Raw genomic sequence first — 14,305 nt, 5'->3', positions numbered from 1 at the left:
TTTTCTAAAATCAGTTGGACCTGTAAAGTTAAAAAAAGCAAGTAATTCGGTTCAAAAAACTTATGTTTCTCTTTCTAGTAAATTGCATCCAACCTCAGGAGTAAAGTTAATATGTTATTTTCTTGATTGCATAATTATTCGTATCTGTAATGTAAACAACACCAGATGAGGGGTTAACGGTAATTCCGACTGGGTAATTAAACCTGGAAGCAAAACGAGTTGAATTCACATATCCTGCTAAGGGAACTCCACCTGTTGTTGCAGATAATGGACCAGCATAAGTAGTTACCATTCCCGTATTCGGATCAAGCATACGTATCGCATGATTGAGAGTATCCGTAATTAAAAGCATCCCTCCAATGTTTGGAGCTTGGGCTGGAACAAAGACGATTCCCTGTGGAGTATTAAATCTAGCTGCAACACCGCTACTATTTTCATATCCTGGATTGAGTGCGCTACCAGCAATAGTAGTTACTATTCCAGATTGAGTAATTTTTCTGATTGTGTGATTGTTGCTATCTGTAACATATATGTTGTTAGATGCATCAATAGCAATTCCTCTCGGTGCATTAAATCTTGCAGAAGTTCCTGTTGCATCTATAGATCCTGATATAACAGTAGGGTAAGCTCCTGCAAGTGTTGTTACTACGCCAGCCGATGTAATCTTACGAATTACATGATTTGTTTGATCAGTTACAAATAAAATTCCCTCAGAATCAATGGCAATTCCTTCTGAATTATAGAATCGAGCAGCAACACCAGTAGCGTTTACATAACCAGCTACTCCTGAACCTGCTAGGGCTGCTGCGACAAGAGTAGAAGGCAATGTTACCTTTTTAATATTTTGACCAGTTGTATTTGTTATAAAAAGTTCTGTATTCGCATGATTTATAATTACACCTCTTGGACTATTTAATCCCGCAAGGCTTGTCGTTAAACCAGCAGTAGCCCCTGAGAGAATGAGAATTCTTAAATTGTTGCCAGACATGTTCGTGATAAAAAGTTTTTCAGTCCCAGCAATATTTGCCCATGCTAAAAATCTTGGCAGATTATACCTTGCAAGAAATGGATTTAGAGCAGTTCCTTCTGCCGTTCCAGAAGCAACTGAAAGCGGACCTGATATTGTAGTTACCGATCCCCCATCAACTCCGGACTCGGAAGAAGTAGTAAAGACAGAAGTATAAGGATTACCAGTCAGTGCATTACCAGATGTATCCTTAATTCCAGACGTTAGTTGCAATGTATGAAGGGTAAAATTTGCCAAAGGAGTAGTAGATGAAATTAATACAGCAGAAGTCCCAACTGGAGTAATCGTTAATACCATTGGAAAAAGACTTCCATTCGCCGTGATGGTAATATTTGCCGAAATTAAAGTAGCTGAATCTACTGCTTTTTGAAATGTAACGAGGATACCCGCTGTGGGAGATACATTTAAAGTTGTGTTAGCTGGGCTAACAGAAACAACACTCAATGGAAGACTATCTGCTCCAGTGGTAAAATTCCATGCATAGTGTGTAGCCAATGGTATTCCTTCAATGCATTTTACATCAGTTGTAATTGTAACTGTATAAGAAGTATAGGTAGAAAGATTACCAGATGGCACTATCACTGCTACCTCACTATTCAGCATATTTATTTGAGATAAAACAGTAGTAGTTCCTTGAAGCAATGTTATAGTAGTGGAGTCTATGCTTGTAGGAGTCATTGGTTTACTGAATGAGATAATAATACTTGAACTGATTGAAACATCAATCGCATTTTGTGCTGGCAAAACCGAAATAATCGTAGGCGCGACACTAGAAGTAGTAGTAGGTGCAACACTAGAAGTAGTCCCTCTGTTGACAGAAAAAAATGGTAATGCTAATAGTAGTTTCTCATTATCCTTCGTATCTTGCTGAGGGAGTTGATTTAATCCAGCCCATCCACATTCTCCAATGGCAAAGAATAATACAAAAGAAAGCATTAAAAATATCCGTTGCTTTTGATTTTTCATGATATGCATCTTCATAAATTCTCCTCGAGTAAATATAAATCTACTCTTCTAGATAGTTCCGCAATTTTACTTTTCTTTGAATCCCCTGTTTCACCTGCCGCAGATAATTGAATCCGAGATTCCTTTATTCCCAAACCTATCAAAATTCTTTTAACCTTTAATGCTCTTTGCCAGGAAAGACTTAGATTTGATTGAAACTTACCAGTCTTATCCGCATAGCCTACGATCAGAAGTCTTGAATTAGGTTTGTCTAAAATCGAATGCAATTTCTCTAATTTTTTTTTCTCTGATTGGTTTAGTGAAAATGAATTTGTTTTAAAAAGAAAATAAGAGTGGAGTAGTCCCCCTTGATTTATATTCCTTGCTGTGTTTTCTTTACCAAAAGCGAAATTCTGTGTTTGTTCCTTACTTTCCTCCTCTGGCTTATTAGAATTAGCTACAACTCTGGATTGTGTGTATTCAGTAGAAGATTCCGGTTTTCGATTTTCGATAGGAGGATTTGATGAAACCATTGCAACTGTTGACTCAATACCTGAAATTTTTCCTTTTAAAAAAGCCACTTCCTTTTCCAATTCTCCAAGCTTTATATCACTCTGGCTGGGTGAATTAGGAATAGCAGGCTCTCCTTTCTTTTCAGGTAGAGCATCCTTTTTTACAACTTGGCAGGTTTCTACTCGTAATGTTTTACGACTAACAGAAAAAAATAAACCTGTGATAAGAGATAAAAATTTATCTCCTCCTGTCGCAAATTGTTCAACCTTATACGAGTAATCAGGAGAGGGAAAGATTTCTTTTGTATTAACAGTGTTTAAAGGATAACTTCCATACAAAATATACCAAACTTTTATTTCAGATGAATCATTACAGGAGACATTCTTTCTCTCTAAAATAATATCCTTATCTGGGTATGGATTGTATATGCGCAATTGCTCTGTATTTGCACACCCTTGTGCTAAAATAAAAATAATAAAAATAATTTTATGTTTCATGGTGTCTACCTACAATAGATAGTTTATATCATAGGCTAGTTTTTAAGAGAATGCAATAAGAAAAAGTAGAGATTATTTATTAAAAAATATATAGTTAAGGGTAACTACTTACATTGTGACTCTCAAAATCTGCTGCAATTTTCTATTCAAGCCTCTGATTGATATATAGTTGTCTGGCTAGGTGTGTCTTTCTGGCGCTGAAGCGGCAAATCTGCATCCAACCTCTCTCATAATTCTACCCTATGCTATTCTCATAAATGAAAAGCTTAAATACCACTTCTCGCAAATAAGTTCCACTATTTTTCTACAAAGGGGTATAGCAAAATCGGATTGCTCCTTATTCATAAAGATGTGTTTTGAACTAAGCGGAGTAAAATTTTATTTTATTAAATAGTTTCGGATAAATGTTAAAAACTCTGTTATTGATTGTTCATAATTACCAGAAAGCAAACTAGATTCTACAGTTTCTTCTGAGCCATTGTGAAAATGGTTAGGATACGTAGGAATGTCTTTCCATTTTAAATGAGCTGCATTATCATGACGAAATATTGTCCCATCTAAATTTCGTCTTTCCCAATGATAGCTGAATTTATTTTGCAATTTTAAAGAAAACCAAATTGTTAAATAGCTTTGGTCAATAAATATAACCTTAAAAGAATTCTCTTCCAATTCAGATATATCTACAATAATGTCTGAGAAATCTTCGCAGATTTGATTGATTTTATGAAAAGGAACTATCAAGCCAGACTTCTTAAAATTTCCTTTATTTTATCTCGTTTATATTCAAGGTGATCAAATTCTTGAAAGTCTTCCCAGGAATCTTTTTCTTCTACTAATCCTTTTTTATACAACTCTTCAAATTCATATATTGAGGCTATTTTATATTTGCCAGCAATGGAAAGTATTTTTGAATTTACCTGTAATAAATTTTTCTCTAGTAATGCTTTTGCTGCAAAGAAAAATAATTCTTCCTTTGGTATATTTAGTTCATGAGCAAGGATTTTCGATAAAGTTTTTTCTTCTCTAATCATTTCCATAAAATTTCCTTATTTCATTCAATTGTATTATCTCAGTCTAAAATGTAAAATCGTTTTTCGGTAAATTCAGCTTCTTTCATAATGCCTAGTGAATGGACTCGGAGCATTCCATTTTCCTTTTTAGAAATTTGTATCAACTTCTTCCATTCTAATCCCACAAATGAAAAGCTTAAATACCACTTCTCACAAATAAGTTCCACTATTTTTCTACAAAGGGGTATAGCAAAATCGGATTGCTCCTTATTCATAAAGAGAACAGAAGAGTCGGGGGTTATGTAAGATATACCTTTGATGTCCAAGAAAAACCAGTTTTTAAAAACTCGTCAATCTCATTGAACAGTAACGATAAAGTTGTGCAAATTTACTAAAGCCCCAACGGGGCGCAATACTCCCCGCATGTCTCAGCCCATGTAAGAATTCAAGACGTTATTACTTAATAAATCAACTCATCCACACCAGTGGATTCAAACGAAATAAGTTTATAAACTGGAATTGTGTTGCGATCTTTTAAGTGGTTAACAGTGATTACATCGTATTTGGATACAGATTCATAAGACCACCATCGGTCAGCTTCGTCTTTTAAGTAAATCACTGGATAGGGAAGTAAATTTCCATTCACTGCATCTGTAAATCTTGCTACTCCGGCATACTCCCCATTCACTCGATAGGCTTGACCGGAAAATAATCCGGTTAATCTTTTCTCTGCTTCTGAATCGAATTTGTTTTTGCGATAGCGATAATATACTTCATCGCCATTGCGATCATAGAATACCGCATAATCGCTGTAAGTCTTTTTGAAGAATAGTTTTAGTTGTTCGGGGAATCGATAAGACACATCTGTAATTTCTTCTTTGTATTGACGTATCCTTTTTTCTTTGGTAGAAATATCTCCATTGTATTTTTCGGAGGGAGGAGGGGACTCAGCAGAAACGATAAAACTAAATATTAGAAGTAAAAGTATTTTGCGCATAGAAAAATCCTCTTAGCGTTTATCAGGTAGAACTAGGTTTTCTTTTTTCTCTACAATAGGCTTAGGAGAAGAAGAGTCCGGAGTAGTCGTAGAATTTTTCATCTGTCCCTTACTATCAGTAACGCCTTTTTGTTTCCATTCCTCAATGATTTTCTTTGCTAATTCCTGGACTTTTCTATTTGGGTCTCTTTGTGCTTTGTATTCTACAAGTTCAATCACATTTGGATCGGGAACTTCGCCTAACTGTTTAATCGCTCTTAGCCGCACAGCAGGATCATCGTCTTTTGCGTAGACAATTAAGTCTTTTAAGAATGTCTTTGTCTCCAAGTAAAATGAGTGCACTGATTACGTAGAGTTTTAGTCCTGAGTTTTTCTTAATATCCGTTTTACTCTTTGATTCATTTATCTTTGCAAGCATTGTTCGTAGCTCTGATACTGCTCGAGGAGAATGCATCTTACCCAATGAATTGACTGAATAAGAGCGGAGAGTTACATCTTCTGAATCGTCAGTCGCAACATCTAAGAGTGCAGACTCTGCTTTATTGTCTTTTATCTTTCCAAAATACAAAGCAATGCTTGAACGCAAATCTAAGCTTGTAGTCTTGTCTCTAAATTTATTTTCTAAGAATTCAGAACTGTTCTTTCCTGATTCTAGTTCTGATAAAGTATTAATTGTGGCAGAAACGAGAGTGCTACTCTTTGTAAAATCTTGATTCTTTAAAAATGATCCTAGTTCTTCGGATGCTTCTTCGATTTTTAGTTTTTGAATTGTATGAATGGCTGCGTCTTTGACATCATCTGATTTGTTATTAACTGCTTCGATGATATTCTTGGATTCTGTTTTTACTTCCAGCTCTGCAAGTGTTCTTAGACAAGATACTTTGATTCCATTGTCAGTATCATTTGCGAGAGTATCGGAAACAATTTTAACTAATTCGTCTAGTCCTTCTGTTGATAGATGCGACAACTCACGCATAGCCTCTTTTCTTTCTTTGTTAGAGCCAAACTTAAGGACTTTCTCTATGATTTCTTTTTTCTTTTTTAATTGTTCAGGAGTAAGACTATGCTTCTTTGCTTTTTTCTTGGATGAGCTGTCTCCTGAATGCTCAACATCTTTGATTCCTTCTGCTTCATCTATTTCTAAAGGAGCTTTGTTTGTCTCCACGCGAGATGGAGTAATTTCACTTCCTGGAGAATCTGAATTCTTTTTTACATCTAAGGAAAATAAAGAGAAGGGAAGAAGAATCAGAAAAAGGAGTAAATTATTCTTGTTTAGCAGATTTGAGAGCTTCGTTTTCTTTTTCAAGTTCGAGGATTTTCTTGTTGAGTTCATTGAGCATATGTAAGTTTTCCAGATTTTGTCTGAATTTTGTAATAAGTTCATCTATATCCTCGCTGAGCAACTCTATATTCCATGGCTTTTCCACATAACGACTGAGTCCCCCATGATTTATAGCGCGTATCGCAGAATCTAGTCCCGCTTGCCCGGTAAGCAGAATCTTAATGGCATCTGGAAGTTTTTTGTGAATCTCTTCCAAAAACTTATCGCCTTTCATATTAGGCATTACTTGATCGGAAATGATAAGCTCAATCACTTCCCCACTGTCGTGAATTTCGTCGATCAAGGCAAGTGCATTTTCTGCACTATCCGCAACTTCTACGTAATGAGTATCTCCAAATCGTTGTAACAACTGCTCCCGAAGAGTCTCGAGAACCGATACTTCATCATCGACACATATAAAATAACCTTTAGATTTCGTCATAGTTGAATTTGATTGCATATCTATTGAATATAATCTTATTTAGAAGTCCATTGAAAAATTATCCGCTGAGATAAAAACATTTAAAGTATACTCTTTAGATTTGAATCGGTCATTTCGAACCCCGCGTTACTGCTAGATTTACGGCAATGCAATTAAAATTGGGGTGAGAAATCTATTTGACAATAACACGATATCGTTAAGCAAAATAGACCTCTCACGGTTTTCCTGTGTTGTCGCGCCTTTCTCTTACACATGTTCGAGGTGACGGATAACTAAACTCCTAGAAGTATTTTCCTAGAATTTCAATTCCTTTTTCTTTGTAGCCTATGTCTTCCACACGATGTTCTGGTTTTGGATCTCTCTTAACCATCCATTCCAGTTGCTCTTTTGCTTTGTTCTTTTGTCCTATATCAATGTAAATCTCAGCAAGGTAGAGTCTGTTGTTGAAAAAATCAGGTCCTAACTCAACTGCTTTTTCTAAATGTTGTAGGGCTTTTGTTTTGTTTCCAACAGATATAGGCCAGCCCGGTGCTTGGTGATAGATTCTACCTAATGCACGGTGAGGTCCGCCAAAGAAAAACTTTTCATTTTCTTTCAGAACTATTTCATAGCTTCGTTTCATCGGGTCAATAGATGAGAGAGAAGCCATCATCCCACGGCAAAGACCAAGCATACCAACATTAGAGGCATACCAGAAGTTACCGTAAATCGCTTTTGGATTCATCGTGATGGCTTCTTTTCCATAGTTCACACCATGTTCATAGTATAGCTCTTGCTTTTTTGAATTTGCTGTTTCGAAAAGACCTTTGTAAAAATAAGCACTAGATAATTTTCCGCAAATGATATCCATATCTGGATTCGTTGCTTTCAATTCTAAAAGCTTATTGATCGCCTTATCTAAATTACCCTCTGTTTCCCTTTTGTCGATAAACTCATTTACTTCTTTCAAAATTTCCAACATGTCTCACTCTCTTCCTTTATTTTTTATGTATTTGATATTTTAATGATGGGCTTTTCACATCTACTGGTTTCACATTCCAAATTTGATCTGCATATTCTTGGATGGTGCGATCAGAAGAAAACTTTCCAATTCTCGCTACATTCAAAATTGATTTCTTTGTCCAAAGTGCCTGGTCTTTGAATTCGTTTGATATTACCCGCTGACAGGCTGAGTATGAATCGAAATCAGCCATGAGTAAATAATTATCTTGATTCACTAAATTGTCATAGATAGGACGGAATAGATTCGCATTGGACATAGAGAAGAAATTCTCTTTGATCAGTGTGAGTATTCTTTGTAATTCGTCGCTTTTGTTGATGAAGTCCCATGGGTGGTAACCCCGTGCCTTTAAGTCCTGCACTTCTGGAGTTTTGAGACCGAAGATATAAATATTTTCTTCGCCTACTTCTTCCATGATCTCTACGTTAGCCCCATCGAGTGTTCCAACAGTCAAAGCGCCATTGAGCGCAAACTTCATATTACCTGTTCCACTTGCCTCTGTTCCAGCAGTAGATATTTGCTCGGACAAATCACTCGCTGGAAAAATATTCTCTGCAAGAGATACTCGGTAGTTTGGAAGGAATACAACTTTTAGTCTTCCGTTTACTTTTGGATCATTGTTTACTACAGTTCCTACTGCATTGATAAATCGAATGATTAACTTAGCCATATAATATCCAGGTGCTGCTTTTCCTGCAAAGATAAAAGTTCTAGGAACTACTTCTTTGTAAGGATTTTCCTGAATACGGATATATAAACCAATCACGTGGAGGATATTTAGAAGTTGGCGCTTGTATTCATGAAAACGCTTGATCTGAACATCAAAGATAGAATTCACATCTACTATAATTCCTGTATCGTGTTGGATAATCGCAGATAGACGTTCTTTGTTTTCTTTTTTGATTCTTCTCCATTCTGATTCAAAGTCTGGATCAGCGGCAAATGCTTCTAAACCGCGTAACTTCTTAAGATCAGTAGCAAAGTCATCTCCAATACGACTTGCGATTAAAGCGGATAATTGTGGATTAGCCTTAAGTAAAAATCTTCTCTGGGTAATTCCATTTGTCTTATTGTTGAATTTTTCAGGCCAGAGTTTGTAGAAGGCAGGGAATACAAGAGTTGTTAATAGATCCGAGTGAAGAGCGGCAACTCCGTTTACACTATGACTTCCAATTACAGCGAGATTAGCCATACGCAATAGTTTATCAGGTCCTTCATGGAAAACAGATACTTGCATGATTTCGTGCTCGTTTAATTTTCCTGAAGAGCGTGCTTCATTTAAAAAACGATAGTTAATCTCGTTAACAATTTGTGCATGTCTTGGGAGGAGAAACTCGATTAGACTGACTTTCCATGTCTCCAATGCTTCTGGTAACACGGTGTGATTGGTATAAGCAAATACTCTTGTAGTAATGTCCCAAGCTGCTGCCCATTCTAGTTTTTCATCGTCCATGAGAATACGCATGAGTTCAGGAATTGCAATACTAGGATGAGTATCGTTTAATTGAATCGCTACTTCGTCAGGAAAACGAGTAAAGTCTGTATTAAAACGTTTGTAGCGGTTAATGATGTCTAGTAGGCTAGAAGCCACCATGAAGTATTGTTGCTTGAGACGTAAAATTTTTCCTTGCTCTGTTGTATCGTTTGGATACAGAACTTTAGAAATGTTTTCTGTTTTTTGTTTGTCTTCAACTGCTTTTAAATAATCTCCATGGTTGAAATAATCGAAGTTAAATTCTTCGGAAGCTTTTGCAACCCAGAGACGAAGGTTATTTACAGTAGTCGTGTTGTAACCCGGAACAGAATAGTCATGAGCTTCGGCGACTATCGTTTCAAGCGGAATCCATACTGACATGAGTTTTCCGGTTGGGTCAATCTTAGTTTCCACATGTCCGTAGAAATGAACGGGATATACTACTTCGTGTCGAATGATTTCCCATGGATTACCACTTTTTTGTAACCATGCATCTGGCTTTTCAATCTGAGAGCCGTTTTCTATTTGTTGATTGAAGATTCCATACTCATAACGAATCCCGTAACCATAACCGGGAAGATTGAGAGTGGAGAGAGAATCCATAAAACAAGCCGCAAGTCTTCCTAAACCACCATTTCCTAGTCCTGCATCGGGCTCGTATTCTACGATTTCATGTAAATCATATCCGAAACCATCTAGAACATCAATGAGTAAATCCTGTAATCCTAAATTGATCATCGCATTGGAAAGAGTTCTACCAATCAAAAATTCTAGTGAGAGGTAATAGACTCTTTTTGGATTCTTGGCTCTGTAATTAGATTGGGTTTCATTTAAGCGATCAACGATTATATCGCGCACTGTAAAGCTAAGAGCTTCGTAAATGTCTTGTTTGGTAGTATTATTTCGGTGTTTTCCGACTGTATATTCTAAATGATGCGCAAATGCTTTTTCGAGATTTTCTTTGTTTATAATTGGTTCTCGATCCATTAAATCCCATAATTTATTATTGTTATTATCCATCGTTCCCTCTTTTTTCGGAAAATTAAAACGCCTAAGTTTATAACCTAGAACTCTTTTTTAATAATCAGGATATTTCAGTCATCCTTTATTTTACATGCAAGTGATTTTTAATTTTTCAGAAAATATTTATTTTTTTGTTGCTAAGCTCATGAATTAAATTATCTTTCTAACTCATATTCGGCTTTTCACTTTTAATATTGTATTCGATAAACAACTTCCTATGAAAAAAAAACTACTTCTTATTCTAAGCCTCTATTTATTTTCATTTAATCTATTTGGTCAGGTGTGGACTCCGCCTGGAGTCAATAGTCGCCCCACATCCGATACATTTACCTATGATTTTGGTATCAACCAATACAACAAAGACACTTATTTGTATTTGGCACCGGGTCTCAATATGAACTTCGATAATAAATGGGGATTCTCCATGCAGCTTCCCGTGAATATTTTGCTAAATGATGCAGATCCTAAGACGCCGGGGGCAAAAGTAGGACAGATTCGTTCCATTGATTACGATTCCAAATCAGACTATCAGAGAATTCTAAACAATATCTGGGTTGGAAACTACGGAGTCTACAAACCAAAAGAAATTACTTACTCTCTATTCGTAGGTAGGATGTATGATGGATACATCGGTCACGGAACAATCATTAATCGCTATGTAAATAACCAGCGGGTAGACGTATACAAATTAGGTGTCATGGCAGATATCAATACTGATTACGGTGGAGTGCAAGTTTTTACTAACTCCATTTACGACAGAAAAGAAGTCAATGCAGGAAGAGGATACATTCGCCCTTATGGAATTATTACTGGAATCATGGACTTAGTATCAGGCAAAAAGAATATTGCCATGCTTGCGGCTAATGGAAACGTTCTAGATGATGTAGGAAGAAAGAAAGTAAATGAAGAAATTAATTCCTCACAAGAAGAAGAGCGTTATGTAGAAGTCGAAACAGATCCAAAGACGGGCGAAAAAAAAGAAGTAGAAAAGACAGCCCCTAAGAAGGAGCGAGTCTTTGATAACGAAGAAGCTGCTCCGAACAAAGTATTTGATCTCAATCGCTTTGCAATTGGTTATACTTCTGCCTATGATGGAACAGCACCTACCGCACTTGACTTGGATACAACAGGAAGTATCCGCTTTGATAAAACCAATAACGCAAAAGTAAAATCAAACCGTAAACAAGGCATAGAAGGGTATGACGCAGAATTTAAAATTATCAGCACGGATACTTTTGAATTAACCCCGTATGCCGATTACAATCGAATTAAGAACGTTCCGAATTCTCTCGGTAGACATTATGGTGTAATCACAAAGATAGGCACAAAGGAAATCAATGTAATCATTCGTCCTGAATTTAGAAGTATGAGTTCCAATTATATTCCCATGTATTTCGATTCTTTCTACGAAATCGAACGCTACCAGGTAAACTTAGATACAAGCTTTCCTTACACAAAATACGAAGCCCTACAAAACAAACCTACAGATGGAACTACCGTAAAAGGCTATTTCAATACATTCATCGTCAACATCTACAAAGTTGGCTTTGAAGTAAACTACGAAGACTACAAAGGCAAGAACAACTCACGCGTATTCTTAGGTGCCTATATCCCTTTCGGAACACTCTTCCGCTTTTCTGCTTTTTATACCAAGAAGGGATTCGATAAAAACACCGAAGCTTTTAAAGTAGACGACAAAGCCCAGGGTGCCGTTGAAGTTGCTATCAATCTAGGTCCTTTAACTCTCAAACTACAAAACAGACGCCGCTGGGTTCTTGATAGTGACACCAATCAATTCAAAGCAAAAGACGAACAAATGATTTTCTTCTCAGGCGGAACTGCGTTTTAGTAGTTCTATCTGTGCTAGAAAAACGTGAGTGCTACTTCACTTCTAAGAATATTTTCAGAGACTGAAATATTTTGAAAGCCTAGGCTTAAAAAGTAATCTATGTCTTCGGCGATTAAGCCTGACTCTGGTCCTAGGACTATTTGAATGGAATCTTTTAGATATAAATCAGAGGATAGTTCAGTGAGATACTTGTGGTTGAAGTCTAGTAGAAAGCGGCTACTGTCCGTTAGATGCTCTTTGATTCGATACTTATTCTTTAGGACTTGAATCTTGGGAGCGATGACTCTGCCGCCTTGTTCTAGTCCTAGAATAATCTCATCGAGTAAATTTCTGTCTGTCCAGATGGAGGAATGTAAATAAGAGAATTCTGATTTCTCAGAAGGAAAGAAGTATAATTCTGGAATTCCGCAATTGGCACATAGATGAATCATTTTCTTAACAGTCTGAGGTCTTTGGATTGCGGAAAATACTCGTATGCCAGAAAGAGCGCTATGCGTCAAATCCTTGGTTTCCTCTTCATAGCGAATTAGAACTTCGCGATTTTCGGTATCAATCGAATGAATGATTGCTGTGCCGATGGATACATTCAGTAAGCCGGCTTTTAGTCTATCGCCAATTTGAGACTTTAGGGTTTTTAGGATATGATTGGATTTTCTAGAATCAAGGCGGAATAGGGAATGACTGATTAATTCCTGCTCTTCTAAAATGATTCGATTCATGGAGTTTAAATTTCTACAGAAGGCTCACTACCAGGAGGACGAGTTTCTGGTTTGGGAGTAGGGTCTGTTTCCGGGTCTTGGAAGAATTCTTCACTTTCTTTTTCTTCTTTGCTAGGCTCGGTGGGTGTATTGTAAATCTTAATGATGTTTAAAAGAAGAATTAGAAATAGAAACAAAGGAATTAAAAAGCGAATGTCTTTATGAGAGCGAAAGTAAGAAGAAAGAGAATCTAAGAAAGGAATCTTATATCTAGGTGGATTTTTATGTGGAGTTAAGTCAAAGTTGCCGGAGAGGTAAGTCTTTGGATCATCGGGATCCATTCTAAAAGAGGTTGAACAATTAGGACAGGTGATAATCAAGATTCCCATGTCGAGTGGGAATCTTAATTCGGTATTACAAGCAGGACAAGAGCGAATATATCTCACTTCGCCCCATCAATCATTAATATACCAAAGAACTTTTGAGAACTTGGTTGCTTTCTTTGTAACGTTTGTTTGCTCTGTTGTCATTTGAATCAAAGATAGAAGTGAAGAGTTTATCAAATTGAATCAAGTGCTTTATGTAGTAGGTTTGTTTGAAAACGTTTTTAGTTGGGTTAGTCTTTGTGTTTTCAACATCAGCTAGTTTGTATAGACCATAACCTTTACGATCTTTTTGCTCAGGAAACGGAACACCTTTAGGGTCTCTCATTGGAAGACCATCATGTTGGTAGAAAACAGTGATTTTTTCGTCGTGCGGTTTTACTGTGTCGCCAGCTTTTCCGTTTTCAACGTGAGGAGCACCATCAGTTACTTCAGAAATTTTGAGATCAGTTTCTTTGAATTGGTTTAAGATGATTTTGCTTTTGATCATTTTGATTGGCTTTGGAGCTTCTTTCATTGGATCTTCTGCCCAACCAGCACCTTCGTAGAAAAGAATGATATATTTGCTTCTTGCACCGAGGTTCAAGTCAGTCTTTCCTTCTTCTGATTTAACAAAATCAAAAACTTCTAATCTAATGCAATTGTTTGCAGGGTCAGTTTGTTTGCTATCAGGTGCAGCTACGCAATCACCATCTTTTTCAGTTCCCTTGTATAAAACAGTTTTTCCAGGCAAAGCTTCTACTCTTGTTCTAAAAAGCTTTGTGTGTCTTTTTAAACGGTCATTTATAAAAGTAATTTGCTTATCGAGAGCTTCTTCTGTTTCATTTACTTGTATAGAGCTTTGTCCATTTAGAAGTTCAGGATCGCCTGGGTGTTTGCCCGTATCGCCGCCGCTACCCGCTGTATCTTTTGCTTGGGAAAACAGGCTGGCACTCATTAAAAAAACTAGGATTGTAATCAATTTCATAAAGTCATTCTTCCTTAAATCTTCATTCGATTTCTTTTTGGATAATAGTAATTACGATAGGAAATATGTAAAGTATTATCCTTTATAAATTATCGGTCTTTTGCAAACTTAATTTAGCTTTGTAAAAAAAATTACTGTTTATTTTTAGAATTAGGCTAG

At 36.5% G+C, this 14,305-nt stretch carries 14 protein-coding genes; 1 reads left to right on the top strand and 13 read right to left on the bottom strand.

Features of this window, described 5'->3' with window-relative positions; all coding sequences use genetic code 11:
- Positions 1–106 precede the first annotated feature (106 nt).
- The 10 genes from IPH52_19565 to IPH52_19520 all read right to left on the bottom strand — a co-directional run bounded on the left by IPH52_19565 (position 107) and on the right by IPH52_19520 (position 10,246).
- Positions 107–2,008 carry an Ig-like domain-containing protein gene (locus tag IPH52_19565; protein ID MBK7057203.1) on the bottom strand — a complete coding sequence of 634 codons (1,902 nt, stop codon included), beginning with the start codon at positions 2,006–2,008 and terminating at the stop codon, positions 107–109.
- The gene (locus IPH52_19560) at positions 2,005–2,982 is read right to left on the bottom strand and encodes an OmpA family protein (protein ID MBK7057202.1); all 978 of its coding nucleotides are present in this window, start codon (positions 2,980–2,982) and stop codon (positions 2,005–2,007) included. The genes IPH52_19565 and IPH52_19560 overlap by 4 nt, the downstream gene beginning before the upstream one ends.
- A 378-nt stretch (positions 2,983–3,360) precedes the next feature.
- Positions 3,361–3,723: a hypothetical protein gene (locus IPH52_19555; GenBank protein ID MBK7057201.1), complete on the bottom strand. Its 363-nt coding sequence runs from the start codon at positions 3,721–3,723 to the stop codon at positions 3,361–3,363.
- Positions 3,720–4,013 carry a hypothetical protein gene (locus IPH52_19550; GenBank protein ID MBK7057200.1) on the bottom strand — a complete coding sequence of 98 codons (294 nt, stop codon included), beginning with the start codon at positions 4,011–4,013 and terminating at the stop codon, positions 3,720–3,722. The genes IPH52_19555 and IPH52_19550 overlap by 4 nt, the downstream gene beginning before the upstream one ends.
- Positions 4,014–4,452: 439 nt before the next feature.
- Entirely contained in the window at positions 4,453–4,989 is a 537-nt protein-coding gene (locus tag IPH52_19545; GenBank protein ID MBK7057199.1) for a hypothetical protein, read from the bottom strand.
- Between the two features lie 12 nt (positions 4,990–5,001).
- Positions 5,002–5,316 carry a HEAT repeat domain-containing protein gene (locus IPH52_19540; protein MBK7057198.1) on the bottom strand — a complete coding sequence of 105 codons (315 nt, stop codon included), beginning with the start codon at positions 5,314–5,316 and terminating at the stop codon, positions 5,002–5,004.
- Entirely contained in the window at positions 5,264–6,295 is a 1,032-nt protein-coding gene (locus IPH52_19535; GenBank protein MBK7057197.1) for a HEAT repeat domain-containing protein, read from the bottom strand. The genes IPH52_19540 and IPH52_19535 overlap by 53 nt, the downstream gene beginning before the upstream one ends.
- Complete coding sequence (locus tag IPH52_19530) at positions 6,252–6,752, bottom strand: response regulator (GenBank protein ID MBK7057196.1); 501 nt, start codon at positions 6,750–6,752, stop codon at positions 6,252–6,254. The genes IPH52_19535 and IPH52_19530 overlap by 44 nt, the downstream gene beginning before the upstream one ends.
- A gap of 280 nt (positions 6,753–7,032) precedes the next feature.
- Positions 7,033–7,713: a tetratricopeptide repeat protein gene (locus tag IPH52_19525; protein ID MBK7057195.1), complete on the bottom strand. Its 681-nt coding sequence runs from the start codon at positions 7,711–7,713 to the stop codon at positions 7,033–7,035.
- 16 nt (positions 7,714–7,729) lie between these two features.
- A complete protein-coding gene (locus IPH52_19520; GenBank protein ID MBK7057194.1) occupies positions 7,730–10,246 on the bottom strand; it encodes a glycogen/starch/alpha-glucan phosphorylase in 2,517 nt (838 codons plus the stop codon).
- A 220-nt stretch (positions 10,247–10,466) separates the two neighbouring features.
- Between IPH52_19520 and IPH52_19515 the strand changes: the two genes are divergently transcribed.
- Positions 10,467–12,098 carry a hypothetical protein gene (locus IPH52_19515; protein MBK7057193.1) on the top strand — a complete coding sequence of 544 codons (1,632 nt, stop codon included), beginning with the start codon at positions 10,467–10,469 and terminating at the stop codon, positions 12,096–12,098.
- A gap of 14 nt (positions 12,099–12,112) precedes the next feature.
- Here the strand turns inward: IPH52_19515 and IPH52_19510 are convergent, their stop codons facing one another.
- The 3 genes from IPH52_19510 to IPH52_19500 are packed head-to-tail and all read right to left on the bottom strand — an operon-like array spanning position 12,113 to position 14,146.
- Positions 12,113–12,817 carry an RsmE family RNA methyltransferase gene (locus IPH52_19510; protein ID MBK7057192.1) on the bottom strand — a complete coding sequence of 235 codons (705 nt, stop codon included), beginning with the start codon at positions 12,815–12,817 and terminating at the stop codon, positions 12,113–12,115.
- 5 nt (positions 12,818–12,822) lie between these two features.
- Entirely contained in the window at positions 12,823–13,242 is a 420-nt protein-coding gene (locus IPH52_19505; GenBank protein MBK7057191.1) for a hypothetical protein, read from the bottom strand.
- A gap of 16 nt (positions 13,243–13,258) precedes the next feature.
- The gene (locus IPH52_19500) at positions 13,259–14,146 is read right to left on the bottom strand and encodes a hypothetical protein (protein MBK7057190.1); all 888 of its coding nucleotides are present in this window, start codon (positions 14,144–14,146) and stop codon (positions 13,259–13,261) included.
- Between the last annotated feature and the right edge of the window lie 159 nt (positions 14,147–14,305).

Source organism: Leptospiraceae bacterium, from assembly GCA_016708435.1.
In the GTDB taxonomy this organism is placed as follows: domain Bacteria; phylum Spirochaetota; class Leptospiria; order Leptospirales; family Leptospiraceae; genus UBA2033.
This window is presented reverse-complemented; position numbering and strand designations above follow the sequence as displayed.